This is a genomic window from Luteibacter sp. KNZ12-1A (assembly GCF_056755675.1).
The window spans coordinates 38607-51969 of sequence record NZ_JBPGXU010000010.1 but is presented as its reverse complement, the minus strand read 5'-3'; the positions used below and the strand labels follow the sequence as shown (position 1 = coordinate 51969).

The following is a 13363-nucleotide window of genomic DNA, read 5'->3' as shown; positions in this document are numbered from 1 at the left end:
GTCATGAGCAAGAAAATCATCCTGATCACCGGCGCCTCCAGCGGTTTCGGCCGCATCACCGCCGAAGCGCTCGCCCGCGCCGGCCACATCGTGTACGCGTCGATGCGCGACGTGGCCGGGCGCAATGCGGGAAACGCGGCCGAGATGGCCCAGCTATCGGCCGCCGAAAACATCGACCTGCGGGCACTCGAACTCGACGTGCAATCGGAGGACTCGGCCGAAGCAGCCATCGAGGCCGTCATCAAGCAGAGCGGGCGCATCGATGTCCTTGTCCACAACGCCGGCCACATGATGTTCGGCCCCGCCGAAGCCTTCACGCCCGAACAGTTCGCCCAGCAATACGACGTCAATGTGCTGGGGACGCAGCGGGTCAACCGCGCGGCGCTTCCTCACATGCGCGCCGCGAAGCAAGGTCTCCTGGTATGGATTTCCAGCAGCAGCTCGGCCGGCGGCACACCGCCTTACCTGTCGCCTTACTTCGCCGCGAAGGCCGCGATGGATGCGCTGGCGGTGCAATATGCGCGCGAACTCTCGCGCTGGGGCATCGAGACCTCGATCGTCGTGCCGGGCGCCTTCACCAAGGGCACCAACCACTTCGCCCATTCGGGGCGTCCCGCGGATGAAGCCCGCCTCGCCGACTACGAAGCCGGCCCTTACAAGGGTTTTGGCGAGCAGGTCCAGAAGGCATTCGCCGAGATCGTTCCGGATGATGCCGATGTCGGCGGCGTCGCGAAGGGCATCGTGGAGATCGTGGACATGCCCTTCGGCACGCGCCCGTTCCGCTTCCACTACGACCCGACGCAAGACGGCGCGAACGTGGGCTTCGCGGTACTCGATCGCCTTCGTGCGGAGATGCTGCATCGCGTCGGCCTGTCCGACCTGCTCAAGCCAGCCACATCAGCCTGAATCCGATCCGCGTCCGGTGGCTGACCGCCTCAGGGTGGCCAGTCTTCCGTTTCCCCGAGCCGCCAGACGAAGAACTCGCCGGACTTCGGCTCGCCCGTGTCGCGGGCGAACAACAACGACTTGCCGCTCGGCGAAAACACAGCGCCGATCTCCGTGCCGTTGACGTTGATGTCCGGGCCGAGCTTCACCCGTGGAGACCACGCGGTACCCGTCCACGTCGATTCGTAGAACGCGCCGTCCGCATTGAGGATCAGTCGTGAACCGTCCGGCGAGGGAAGCGCTTCGTATTCGTCGCCTGCCGTGTTGAGACCCGCACCTGCATTTTCGACCGTCCATCGACCTGAAGGGTCCTGGCGGGCTCTCCAGATATCGTTCTTGCCGAAACCACCGGGCCGGTTCGATCCGAAATACAACCAGCCATCCGGTGCGAGCCGGGGAAACCATTCCGCCTCGCTCGAATTGACCGGAGCCGGCAGGCGCGACGGTGTTCCCCAACGCCCGTCCGGCCCACGATCCACCTGCCAGATATCGAGATCCTTGCTCTTCAGGCCAGCCGTGGCCCGGGACGAGATGTAGTACAGGCGATTGCCGTCCGGAGTGAACCAGGGATCGGCCTCGAGGCCGGGACCGGCGAAGGATGGCGGCACGGGCGGCGACCAGCGCTTGCCTTCGCGGTGTGATACGAGGATGCGCCAGCCCGAGAACGACTTGCTGCTGCGGACGAAGTAGAGGTCGCCATTTCGCGGATCGAACGCGGCATGCGACTCGAACGAGCCGCTCGACACACCGGCCGGTGTCCACGGCTCCACCGAATGCGATGGACTATCGCTACCGGCGGCGATAGCGACGAAGGGGACGATCAAGCCAAGGTTTGCGATGCGGAAAGAACGCATGTCGACTCCAGGCCGGCGAAGGTTGCCTTTACGGCGGGATCGTCCGCGAGCTAAGGCGAAAAGGCAGCCGCGATCGCCGCCACCGGCTTGCGCAGGATCGTTTCGTTGAAGGTGAGTTGCAACCTGCCTTCACGGACCGAGCCGACGACGATGTCGCGCTCCAACAGGCGTTCCCGCAATCCCGTGGCCATCCGCTCGTCGAGCTTGAGGAAGGCGATGTTGCTGCCGTTCGGTACGCGCTGCACTTCGACTCCAGGCATGGCGCCGAGCAAGCCGAGCAACTTCTCCGCCTCGGCATGCACGCGAGCGAACCGCTGGTCGAAGCCAGCCAGTGTCTTCGATGCGATCGCCGCGGCTATCCAGCCGTGGTAGATCGTGCCGCCGAACACGTGGCGCGCCAGGCGTGCTTTCGCGACGAAGGCCTTGTCGCCCGCCAACACGGCGCCGAACGGCGCGCCCAGGTACTTGTAAAGCGACACATAGACCGAATCGAACGGCGCGCAATAGCGCTGCAGGTCGAAGTCCTCGTGGCCATGCATCAACAACAAGCGGGCGCCATCCAGGTGCATGCCCGTGCGCTTGCTCCGTGCGAGCTCGCCGATCTTCGACACCGTTTCCTGCGAGACCGCCGCGCCATCCAGCCGCCGCACGGGGCTCTCGATCGATACCGCACCGATCTCGACCGGGTAAGGTTTCTCGGCGCTTTGCGCGAAGGCCGCGGCCACGGCGTCGTAGAGGCCGTCCGAAGCCCCGCCGTCGACCGGCACGGGGTTGATCGCATTCATCACGGCGACCGCGTCCGCCTCGTCACGATAGACGTGGCTTTCCTTCTGCAGCAGCACGCGCGAACGGTCGCCGCTCAGGATCCGGATGGCGATCTGGTTGGCCATGGTACCGGTCGGCATGAAGGCCGCGTCCTCCTTGCCCAACAACTTCGCGAACTGCGCCTCCAGGCGTCCCACGGCGCCTTCGGTGAGATACGAGTCCCCCACATCGCTGGCGTCCTTGAGTATCTCGGCCAATTGGGCGGGGTACTGCGCCGGTTTCCTCGGCACGTTGTCGCCAGCCAGGGAGACGATCTTTTCAACGGGGATGTCCTGCATCGAACGTGGCGTCCTGGCGGCGGCGTGTGCCGCGGGCCAGGCCAGGCCCAGGCCCGCCAGGGAAAGCGCGCCCAACGGCGCGGCCTGCATGAACTCGCGACGACTGACCATCCGACCCCTCCCGTGAGCGACGCCCCTATGTCGGCCAAGGCTCTCATGTCCTTTCGTGGCCGCCAACGGCCGTCGGTCATGGGTCCTGGCGCGGCGGAGGCTGGATTCCTGCACGGTTCCGTCGCAGGCACTAGAATGCCGCCCCCGCCGTCGCGTCCGCCTGTAGCCGCATCATGCATATCGTCATCAACGAAGACCTCAAGGCCTACATCGACCCGCTGACCCCCGACGAGTACGAGGCGCTGGAGCGCAGCCTGCTCACCGAAGGCTGCCGCGACGCGCTGGTGCTATGGGGCGACACGCTGGTCGACGGACACAACCGGTACGGCATCTGCCGCAAGCACGACATCCCGTTCACCACCGTGCAGAACGAGCGTTTCCAGTCCATGGACGACGTGCACCTGTGGATGATCGAACAGCACCTGGGACGGCGCAGCGTCTCGGACTTCCAGCGCGGCGTGCTGGCCTTGCGCAAGCGCGAGATCCTCGCCGAGCGGCGTGCCCGCATGGCCGCGGCCGAGGGTGCCGACGCGGCGTCCGACCTGCCCTTCGATGCCGCCGGCGCGCAGCCGGCACAGGGGAAGCCGGCCAAGGCCCCTCCCGCCGAGACCCGCAAGGACATCGCGCGCGAAGCCAGGATCAGCAGCAACCAGGTCGGGATGATCGAAAAGATCCGCAAGGAGGCCGCCCCGGAGGTGGTCGCCGCGGTGAAATCCGGGACCTTGTCGATCAGCGCGGCGGCGGCCGTGGCCAGCCTGCCCGAGGAAGAACAGCGCGCCGCGGCCACCGCCGGCGACGCGGAGCTGAAGGAAGCGGCCAAGCGCGTCCGGGAGTCGAAGCGCAAGCCGCGTGAAAAGCCGACCGACGAGGTGAAGGCCTTGCGCGAACAGGTCGCCGAACTCGAAGCCGAAAACCGCAACCTTCGCCGCGAGATCGACAGCCTGCGCGCCCGCCTTGGCGAAAGCGTGCCCGAGGACGCCGACGAGGCGCTGGCGGAGTAAGGTGGCGAAAGGCCGGGAACTCCGGTGGCATCCCGGTGTTCCAAGGCCGGTACACCGGACGCGCCCTGAAGCGTTCCATGGCCTAACCCGGAGCGTCCCATGAAACCGATCCTCGCCCTCACCGCCCTTTCCCTCCTCGCCACGGCCGCCATGGCGCAGGAGAAACCGCTCAACCTCAGGCTGCCGGCGGACTACGTGCCCGCCTCTTCCAGCAGCACCGCGCCCCCGGCCACCACCCAAGGCGTGTCCGGAACGGCGGTGACGAAGAGCGGCGAAAGCGTCGCCGTGACGCCGTCCCGGCCGAAGGACCCGCCCGGCACCTACTACGGCGACACCAGCGGCCGCATGACCGGTGCCGACGTGGAAGACGATGGCCCCCGCTGCGACGACGCCACCTACAACAAGCCGCAGGTGCACGGCAGTGTCAGCACGGGCGTGGTCAGCGCCAGCCACGGCGGCAGCGGCAACTACCAGGCGGGCACGGTGAGCCTCAGCCAGGCCTTCGGCAGCTGCGAGCATCCCACCGGAGGGGTCAGCATTTCCGTGGGCGGCGGCACCGGACACTTCGGCGGCGGCCGCATCCGCTGATTCCTTTCCGCCGACCCGCTCAGGCGGGCCGTGCGGCGCAAGCCTCCGCGTAGGCCGCGTTGATCTCCTTCGCGCGGCGTTCGGCCAGCGCGCGGATATCCTCTCCCATGTTGGCCACCTTGTCCGGGTGGTACTGGCTCATCCGCGTGCGGTAGGCGGCCACGATCTCCTCATGCGTCGCCTCCGGAAGCACTCCCAGCACCTCGTGCCATGGCAGCGGCCGCTCGAAGAGCGGCGTGGTGTCCAGGGGACGGTCGTCCGGGGCGGGCTCGTCGCGCTTGCCCAGCAACGCGGACGTGTACTTGTAGCCGATCGCCAGGCAGGCGGCGATGACGACGAATTCGAGCGTGGTCATGCCAGGGCGCCTTCGATCTGTAGGAGGTAAGTCTGCAATTGCGCGTGCCGTTCACTGCCGAGGTCTTCGAGATCCATCTGCCGATGCAGCCTCGCGTGGATGGCCGCCGTCAGGCGCGCACGTTCGCCGCTATCGAGCAAGGCATGGGCCGCGGCCACGAGGTCGAAGCGTTCCGCGGCATGCATTCCCTGTTTCCGCACGATGTTCAGCGCGTAGGGCGCGCAGAGCAAGGCATCGGAGGCCAACGAAGCGAAGGCCTTGCCGCCGAGCCCCGTGAGCTTGCGCATCCGCCAGGTCCGCAGCACGGCCAGGACGATGGCGACGTACAACGCGACCATCCAGCCCAGGAGCACCCATACCGACGTGAACAAGACGGCGGGCATCGCGGCGAACAGCAAGGCCACGAGCGTGACCGGAAACACCGTGGCGGCCACACCGGCTCGCCAGGCACGCAAACCATGCGGCGAGGCGATGTCGAGCGGGGCGAGGCGGGACGACCAGCGCAAGCGCAGCAGGGGCCGGCCGGGCGCGAGCAAGGGTGGCATGTAGACATGCCGTCCCGCCAGTTCGAAGTCCGAACCGACGGAGAACGACCAGCGGCCGTCCCTCCGTTCGAAGAACACCACCTCGTTGTGATAGATGAGCAGCACGGCGTCGTAGAGATACATCCCCGCGACGCCTGCCAGCAGCCACCACGCATGCGGCAACATCCCGGCGTTTACGCCTTGCGCCCGAACAGGCGCTTGATCGCGCCGCCGACAGCGGCGAGACCGATGAGGATGAACTTCCAGGCCGCCGCGAAGAACGTGGCTATCACGGCGAAGAATCCCTTCTTGGCCGCCACCGCGGCCACGCCTCCGGTGATCAAGGCGGCGAGGCCGTACTCGGCCACGCGGTCGCCCGCATGGAAATCGGTATAGGCCTGGCCTGGAGTGAACGCGAAACCATCCAGCGCATCCTTGAAATCCGCGACCGATGCGTCGAGCGATTCCGGATCAGACACCAGCACCACGTTCATGACGCCACTTCGGCCGAGGATGCGCGCGTTGTAGTTCACCACTTCCGTTTGGGACTTGTCGTTGCGCGCCAGGAACGACCAGGCCAACGACTTGAACCGCGTGTCGTACTGCGGCGGGTTCTTCCAGCCGACCAGGGTGAGCGTGTCCCAGCCGCGCGAGCGACGTTCCTTGTTGCTTTCCTCGGTACCTTCCTTGACGGACTTCAGGATATCGTCGGGGTCGAGCTTCTCGTCGTCCTTGACGTAGCCGATGTCGTCGTAGTCGAAGAAGGCGGTCCAACGCATGTCGGTCGGCGCGAGCGTGTACGTATCGGTCTCGTCCGGCGGATTCTCCATCAGCACATTGAGCCGCTTCGTGCCCTCCGGATCGAGGAAGGCATAGCCATCGGGCACGTCGATCGTGGCTTGCGGACCCACCTGCACCTTGGTCGGCCCGAACTGCCATGGCAGATCCGAGAGCGCCGACGCATGCGCCATGGATACGAACAACGACAAGACGACGAAGGTCGCCCACTTCCTTGCCAAACCCTTCATGGCTTTCCCCTGGTAGGCCGCGGCCCCCTGCCGCGACCGGGCGAGTTTGGGACCGGGGAAAACCATCGTCAAGGCAACCCCACGATGGCGGGGTGGTAGGATCGACGGGTCCGCCGAACGAGGACACGCCATGCCGCAATCCTCCGCCCTGTCCCAGCGTGGCCAGTTCCGTGCCATGTACATGGGCCTCAAGAGCCAGCACGCGCTCGAACACACCCCCGTGATCCTCTGCGAGGGCGACTCCTGGTTTTCCACGCCGCTGGCGATGAACCTGCTCGACTGGATCGTGTCCCCCGCCCCGGAAGACGAGGCGCGCGGCGTGCCGCAGTTCGGCAAGGGCGGCCTGTTCTTCCGGGTGGAACGCAGCGGCGACCAGGCGGCTCCGCAAGCCGCCCACCCCGGGCGATCGATGTTCACCGAGGACAACGTCGACGATCTCATCGGCTGGTTCACGCGCTATCGGTTCGATGCCGTGCTGCTGAGCGCCGGCGGCAACGACTTCGTCGACACATGGCTGCACGATGCCCTGGCCGGGCGGCGTGGCCTGAGCGCCAGCCAGGCGTTCGATGTCATCGTCGCGACCGGCCGTTACGAACAGGTACGCGAAGCCTATGGGTTCTTCGTCGAGGCATTCCACCAGGTCCGCCCCGACGTACCGATCATCGCGCACACGTACGACTATCCACGGCGCATCGGCAGTGCAGCCGAACTGGGTTTGCGCAACCTCGGCGCCGCCGCCTTGCTGAAGAAATCGGTCGGCCCGTGGATAGGGCCGAACATCGAGACCGTGATCGACGGCGGCATCGACGCATGGCGCGACTTCACCCGTCGCCTGATCGACGGTTTCGTCGAGCGCGTACTCGAGCCGGTCAAGCGCGACGCCGCCTTCGGCGGCATGTTCGACTACGTGGACCTGCGCGGGCAATTGACCGACGACGCGCAATGGAACGACGAGATGCACCCCACCGAGGCAGGGTTCCACCAACTCGCGGGCATCTTCCGCGCAAAGCTGATAAGCCGGTTACCGCTCGCCAAGCGCTGAACGGAACACCACGATGCGTTCCGTCGCCTGGGGATCGGGGTCGTCGCTGCGGAGCCATGGCATCCGTGCAAAGGTGCGCGAACAGGGACCGAGCGTGACCACGCGGATCGGTCGCCGCCGGGCTTCGCGCTCGATGTTGGCCACGACGTCGCGCAACACGCTGCCGATGAAGGGAGTGAACAGGTAGAAGACGTTCGCCTCCGACAGGTCGGCGTCGCGCGCGTCGCCAACGCGCATGTGCACGCCGGCCAGGCCCAGTCGCGCTGCCGCCTCGACCGCCCGCTCGACGTAGGCGGGCTCGCGTTCCACGCCGAGCGTGCGCGCGCCCGTGAGGATCGCCACCAGGATCGGCACGTGTCCCATGCCCGCTCCCAGGTCCAACACGACATCGCCGGCCGTGATGCCGGCACGCGCCACGCCATCGATGATGTGCCGTGCCGGGCTCGGTTGGTAGAAAACCATCTCCGCCGGCAAGACGTGCGGAACCGCAGGCTCCTCCAACGCGAGCACGCCCGCGACGACATGGTCGAGCACATCGTAGTGCTGCCCCGTGGGAAAACCGACATCGAGCCATGCGGTTAGCGCCTCGCGCCCTTCGCCGCGACGGATGGCATCACGGATCGAAGAGAAGCCTTCCGCGTCGAGTGTTTCCATGGCGTCGAGGAGTCGCACCGCGCGCTCGCGCCATGTGGGATCGTCCGCGCCGATGAGGAGCAGGTCGAGGCGATCGGCGGCTTCGGCACGCCACAGGAAGGCGGCAGGGTCACGCCACGCCTGCTCCTGTTCGAGCAGCACGACGATGGAGGCTAGCGATTCCATGGAACGGTGTGTCTCCTCACAGTTTGCCCAAGGATGCCTTGAGTACGGGGGTGCCGTGTGGAATCCTCGGTGGTGGACTTCCGTGCACATGCCTCCCGCAGCCGACAGGAACCGCCGGATGAAGCTCGTACGCCGTTCGTTCGTACCTCGCCGCATCGCTGCGATGCTCGCCGCGTGCTTCTGCCTGCCCGCCTTGGCCAGCCCCCCGCTGGCGACGCTGGTGTTTCGTGACGGTGGACGGCCGGTGCTCACCATCACCGATCCGCATGGTCTCGCCCTCGTGGACGAGACCCTCGGCCTCCGCACCACGGAAGCGGATCTTACCCATGACCTGCGGCTGGTCGGCACCACGCAGCGGCAGATCACCGAGCGCTATCGCATGACCGTCGGCAAGCGCCTGGAGCGCAACGCCAATCTTTCCGAGACCCGGTATGCCTTGCAGAACGGCAAGGGGCAGAAGCTCGATGTCGTCGTGCGCGTCGCCAACGACGGCGTGGCCTTCCGCTACGAACTGCCGGGAACGGCTCGGGCGACGGTGACCGGCGAAGCCACCGCGTTCGCTGTTCCACCGACGGCGAAAGCCTGGCTGCTTCCCTATAACCCGCAGTATGAAAAAGAGCGCGTCGAAACCACCGCGGGAGGTGCCGCACCGGGCGATTACGGCTATCCCTCGCTGTTCCAGGTCGGCGACAACTACGTGCTGGTCACCGAAGCCAATGCCGATGGCCGCTACGACGGCAGCCGCCTTACGCATGCGGCGAACAGCGGCACGTATGCCTTGACGCTCGCCGACGCCCGCGTGGAAAGCACCGGTGTCACGCCCTGGCGCACGGTGATCGCCGGCGACCTCGCCACCGTCACGGAGTCCACGCTGGTCGACGATCTCGCCGATCCGGCACGCTTCGCCGATACCTCGTGGATTCGCCCGGGCAAGGTCGCCTGGTCGTGGCTGAGCGAACACGACAGCCCCTCGAACGCCGAGCGGCAGAAAGCCTATGTGGACTTCGCCGCGCGCAACCATATCCCTTATGTGCTGGTCGACGAAGGCTGGAACGAGAGTTGGGTGCCGGGCCTGGTCCGCTACGCGAACGCGAAGCACGTCGACATCCTGCTGTGGTTCCACTGGTCGAAACTCGACACGCCCGCCAAGCGCATGGCGGAACTCACGCGGGTGAAGGGCTGGGGCGTGAAGGGAGTGAAGATCGACTTCATGGAGTCCGACTCGCAGGCACGCTATCGCTGGTACGACGACACTCTCGCGGACACGGCGAAGCTGCACCTCATGGTGAACTTCCATGGCGCGACGATTCCCCATGGCCTCGCCCGTACGTGGCCGCACCTGATGACCATGGAAGGCGTGCGCGGTGCGGAGAACGATCCGCCAGCGGCTGGAAACACCATCCAGCCATACACGCGCAATGTCGTCGGCTCGATGGACTACACGCCGGTGGCGTTCGACGCGGGCCGCAAGGAGGCCTCGATCGCGCACGAGGTGGCGTTGCCGATCGTCTTCGAGTCAGGCTGGACGCATCTGGCCGACATGCCGGAAGCCTACGAACGCCGGCCGCAGGCGCTCGCCTTCCTCGACCAGGTTCCCACCGCATGGGACGAGACGAAGCTGCTCGGCGGCACGCCGGGGCAGGATGCGATCTTCGCCCGCCGCAGCGGCGACCGCTGGTTCATCGGCGCGATCTCGGCCGGGCCGGCGCGCCGGCTCAGCGTGCCACTGGCGTCCCTGGGCGTCGGGCCGTGGCACGCCGACATCGTTCGGGACGGCAGCGGCCGGGGTGACGTGGTTCGCACGGCACAGAACGTCACGGCCGACGGCACGCTCTCGCTCGACGTCTCCGCGAACGGTGGATTCGCCGCGATCCTGTGCCCACTGGCCAAGGGACAGTTCGGGAACGGCTGCTACCGCTAGCGCAACGCATCCAAGGCGCGGCGCAGCCATCCCGCATGGTGCGGAAACGCCAGCGCGAGGGGCAGCCTTACGCATACGTCCGTCCCGCCATCCAGGCGCGAGGCGATCGAGACGACCGCACCGATAGCGGCGGCACGCTCGCGGATGCCACGCAGGCCCCAATGGCCGTCGCGACCGTCGCGAAGCACCTCGTCGTCGATCCCGCGGCCATCGTCGCGGATCGACAGGACCAGCTCGGCGTCTTCGACCCGTAGCTCCACGTCGACCCGGCTCCCTTCCGAATGAGTGACGGCGTTGTGCACGGCTTCGCGGGCGATGCCATACAACTCGTCGCGGACCAGGTCGCCCAGGCCACGCAGGTCGCCGTAGGTGGTCACGACCACCGGCAGCGTGTGTTCCGCCGCGTAGGCCGAGGACAGGGCCCGCAGCGCCACATCCATGGGCGCCGACTCCCCTGCGTGGGCACGCAGGTCACGCACGCGGTCGCGTGCTTCCACCAGCGCTTCGTCGGCGCGATCCAGTGCGCGTTCCATTTCCCCGCGCAGGGGCTCTTCCGGCGGCACGCGGTTGGCGATGGCCTGGAAGCGCATCGTCAGTCCCTGGATGCTCTGCAACAAGGTATCGTGCAATTCCCGCGCGATGCGTTCGCGCTCCGCGTGCCGCTCCTGCAAGCGCGCCCGCAGCTGCGAGGCCATGCTGCGCAGGCGCAGGAGGAAGACCAGCCAGGCAAGAAGCACGACCGCCAGCAGGCAGAGCAGGAAGAACCACGGCATCTGGTAGAACGCGCGCGCCACATCGACCTCGATCGATGCGCCTTCCTCGTTGACCACGCCATCTTCGTTCGCCGCGGTGACGCGGAACACATAGTGACCCGGCGGCGGATCGGTGTAGATGGCCTCGCGGTCGTTTCCGGCGTCGCGCCAGCGCGTGTCCAGGCCTTCCATGCGATAGCGGAACCGCACGCGTTCGGGCACGCTCAGGCTCGTGGCCGTGAACGCGATCCTCAGCCGCTCGGTATGCGCCGGCAGCTTGATGCGAGAGCCCGCGGGCCACGTGCCGACATCCGTGGAAACGGAACGAATGGACACCGGTGGCGCCAGGGGGTTGCGAGGCACGTCCGCCGGATCGATCGAGACGATGCCGCTCGTGGTGGCGAACCATAGCCGGCCGTCGTCGGCCACGACCGCGGTGGGGAGTGGCCTGAATTGCGCGGGCGTGCCCGGCAAGCCATCGAGGAAATCGAACAAGGTACCCGGGGGCCGGTAGTCCGGCTCCTCCAACGCGCGGGCCATGTCGGCCGCGGCTATCCGGACCACGCCCTGTGCCGCGTTCGCCCAGAAGTCGCCGCGATGATCGCGGACCAGGCCGGAGACACCGCGTAGCGGATCGCCCGCCATCGCGATCATCCGTGCCCGGCCGGCGACGACGACGCCGATGCCGAGTTCGCCGCCGACCCATACGGCCTCGCCGTCTTCCAGCAGCGCCGTGACGTTGCCCACCGCCAATCCTTCACCCGATCCGATCACGACGTCCGAGTCCTGCGAGCGCACGAAGATGTAGTTGCGGGCGAAGCCCATCCACAGCCGCCCGCGGCGGTCGTTCATCATGACAAGGGGGGCTGAGTCGATGGGGACGGCCGGCAAGGGGTCGTGCTCCCAGCCACCTTCGGTGAAGTGAAAGATGCCGGGCCGGTTGACCGACACCCAGGCGCCGCCCTTGCCATCGCCCACCACCGCCTGCACGCCGGAGTAATCCGGATAGGGCAATGGGGCGAACGGTTCGGGCTTGCCATCGTGCAGGCGCCAGACGCCGCCGGGACCGCCGAGCCAGATGCCGTCGGCATCGCGGCTGGCGGCAGTGATCGCCTCGGTCAGCGCGATGGGTTCGGTGCTGTTCGCCTCGACCCGGCTGAGCGGCCGGCTCTTGGTGCCGACCCATACGCCATGATTCTTCGCCGCCACCATGGCGAAATCCGTGGCGCCGGAAGGAAGCATCGCCGGCAGCAGGCGGCTCACCCGAAAACGGTCGAGGCCCCGGCTGCCACCCACCCAGATATTGCCTTCGCGATCCTGGATCACGCTGCTGGCGTAATCGGAACTGAGTCCGTCGCGCTCCACGAAACGCTGCGCCTCGGCACTTTCCGCACCGATCACGCGGTGCGGAAGATCGCGTACCCGGGGCACCCGGCGGATGCCGTCGCCCAATGTCGGCATCCACAAGGCACCGTCCCGGTCGAACAGCAAACCCGCCGACGACAGTCGCAGCACGGGACCGGCCTTGGAAGGATCGGCCCCACCCGCCCATGCGGGATGCACGCCGCCATCGGCCTCGGCCACCCAGATCGAACCGTCGGCGGCCTCGGCGATGCGGTTCACCCGCCCGACCTCGCGTGTCGCCACTTCGAAACGGTGGCCGCCACGCGGCAACCAGGCCAATGCGTCTTCGGTCGCCACCCACAGGCGGCCCTCGCGATCCACGAACAGGTTGCGGGCGCGCATGCCTGGCAAGCCCATCGAAGGGCCGACCGACATCCAGCGCCCGTGATCGAAGCGAACCAGGCCATTGAAGGTCGCCGCCCAGACGGTGCCGTCGGGCGTCCCGCCGATGGCATAGAGCGTCCCCGTCGGTAGCCCCGACGCCGCCGCGTAATGCGTGGCGTGGTCCCCGTCGATGAAACTCGCCACGCCATAGCGGAACCCGACCCACAGGCCGCCGGAGGGCGGCGCATAGAGGGAGGCCACGCTGGACGCCTGGAAATCGCCGCCCTCGCGTGGGCGATAGCGTTCGAAACGCACGCCATCGAACCGATAGAGACCGGTTTGCGTGCCCAGCCAGAGATAACCGTCGCGTGTCTGCGCCAACGCCGTGACCTGGCCCGGCGCACCTTCGCGCACCGTCCAGGCCGTGTGGTAGAACTGGTCGATATCGCGATCGCGGCTGTCCGCCGCGCGAATGTCGCAGGCGAACGCCAGCCAGCCGGCAACCACCAGCCAGACAGACACCCACGCAGCGATCGCGCGTTGGAAACGCACCGGTCGACCTCCTTCGGAACGGGCAAAGATAGCGCGTCCG

At 67.2% G+C, this 13363-nt stretch carries 12 protein-coding genes; 5 read left to right on the top strand and 7 right to left on the bottom strand.

The window, feature by feature from the left end; all coding sequences use genetic code 11:
• Positions 1-3: 3 nt before the first annotated feature.
• The gene (locus ACR9ZJ_RS04255) at positions 4-906 is read left to right on the top strand and encodes an SDR family oxidoreductase (protein ID WP_481286975.1); all 903 of its coding nucleotides are present in this window, start codon (positions 4-6) and stop codon (positions 904-906) included.
• A 29-nt stretch (positions 907-935) separates the two neighbouring features.
• Here ACR9ZJ_RS04255 and ACR9ZJ_RS04250 read toward each other — a convergent pair whose 3' ends face one another.
• Both ACR9ZJ_RS04250 and ACR9ZJ_RS04245 read right to left on the bottom strand, forming a co-directional pair.
• The gene (locus tag ACR9ZJ_RS04250) at positions 936-1799 is read right to left on the bottom strand and encodes a TolB family protein (protein WP_481286974.1); all 864 of its coding nucleotides are present in this window, start codon (positions 1797-1799) and stop codon (positions 936-938) included.
• 50 nt (positions 1800-1849) lie between these two features.
• A complete protein-coding gene (locus tag ACR9ZJ_RS04245) occupies positions 1850-3013 on the bottom strand; it encodes a threonine aldolase family protein (protein ID WP_481286973.1) in 1164 nt (387 codons plus the stop codon).
• Between the two features lie 173 nt (positions 3014-3186).
• On the opposite strand from ACR9ZJ_RS04245, the gene ACR9ZJ_RS04240 reads away from it, so the two are divergent.
• A complete protein-coding gene (locus ACR9ZJ_RS04240; RefSeq protein ID WP_481281427.1) occupies positions 3187-4014 on the top strand; it encodes a ParB N-terminal domain-containing protein in 828 nt (275 codons plus the stop codon).
• A 99-nt stretch (positions 4015-4113) separates the two neighbouring features.
• Complete coding sequence (locus ACR9ZJ_RS04235; protein ID WP_481286972.1) at positions 4114-4602, top strand: hypothetical protein; 489 nt, start codon at positions 4114-4116, stop codon at positions 4600-4602.
• 19 nt (positions 4603-4621) lie between these two features.
• Here ACR9ZJ_RS04235 and ACR9ZJ_RS04230 read toward each other — a convergent pair whose 3' ends face one another.
• Genes ACR9ZJ_RS04230 through ACR9ZJ_RS04220 form a run of 3 tightly spaced genes read right to left on the bottom strand, consistent with a single transcriptional unit; the run spans position 4622 to position 6509 of the window.
• Positions 4622-4957 carry a J domain-containing protein gene (locus ACR9ZJ_RS04230; protein WP_481281429.1) on the bottom strand — a complete coding sequence of 112 codons (336 nt, stop codon included), beginning with the start codon at positions 4955-4957 and terminating at the stop codon, positions 4622-4624.
• The gene (locus tag ACR9ZJ_RS04225) at positions 4954-5667 is read right to left on the bottom strand and encodes a hypothetical protein (RefSeq protein WP_481281430.1); all 714 of its coding nucleotides are present in this window, start codon (positions 5665-5667) and stop codon (positions 4954-4956) included. Before ACR9ZJ_RS04225 ends, ACR9ZJ_RS04230 begins: the two co-directional genes overlap by 4 nt.
• Positions 5668-5675: 8 nt before the next feature.
• Positions 5676-6509: a DUF2167 domain-containing protein gene (locus ACR9ZJ_RS04220; RefSeq protein WP_481286971.1), complete on the bottom strand. Its 834-nt coding sequence runs from the start codon at positions 6507-6509 to the stop codon at positions 5676-5678.
• Positions 6510-6639: 130 nt separating this feature from the next.
• Between ACR9ZJ_RS04220 and ACR9ZJ_RS04215 the strand changes: the two genes are divergently transcribed.
• Positions 6640-7551 carry a hypothetical protein gene (locus ACR9ZJ_RS04215; RefSeq protein ID WP_481286970.1) on the top strand — a complete coding sequence of 304 codons (912 nt, stop codon included), beginning with the start codon at positions 6640-6642 and terminating at the stop codon, positions 7549-7551.
• Here ACR9ZJ_RS04215 and ACR9ZJ_RS04210 read toward each other — a convergent pair.
• Positions 7531-8370 carry a methyltransferase domain-containing protein gene (locus ACR9ZJ_RS04210; protein WP_481286969.1) on the bottom strand — a complete coding sequence of 280 codons (840 nt, stop codon included), beginning with the start codon at positions 8368-8370 and terminating at the stop codon, positions 7531-7533. The genes ACR9ZJ_RS04215 and ACR9ZJ_RS04210 overlap by 21 nt on opposite strands.
• Before the next feature lie 118 nt (positions 8371-8488).
• Between ACR9ZJ_RS04210 and ACR9ZJ_RS04205 the strand changes: the two genes are divergently transcribed.
• Complete coding sequence (locus ACR9ZJ_RS04205; protein ID WP_481286968.1) at positions 8489-10291, top strand: glycoside hydrolase family 97 protein; 1803 nt, start codon at positions 8489-8491, stop codon at positions 10289-10291.
• Here ACR9ZJ_RS04205 and ACR9ZJ_RS04200 read toward each other — a convergent pair.
• The gene (locus tag ACR9ZJ_RS04200) at positions 10288-13323 is read right to left on the bottom strand and encodes a sensor histidine kinase (protein WP_481286967.1); all 3036 of its coding nucleotides are present in this window, start codon (positions 13321-13323) and stop codon (positions 10288-10290) included. The two genes, ACR9ZJ_RS04205 and ACR9ZJ_RS04200, sit on opposite strands and share 4 nt — an antisense overlap.
• Positions 13324-13363 lie beyond the last annotated feature (40 nt).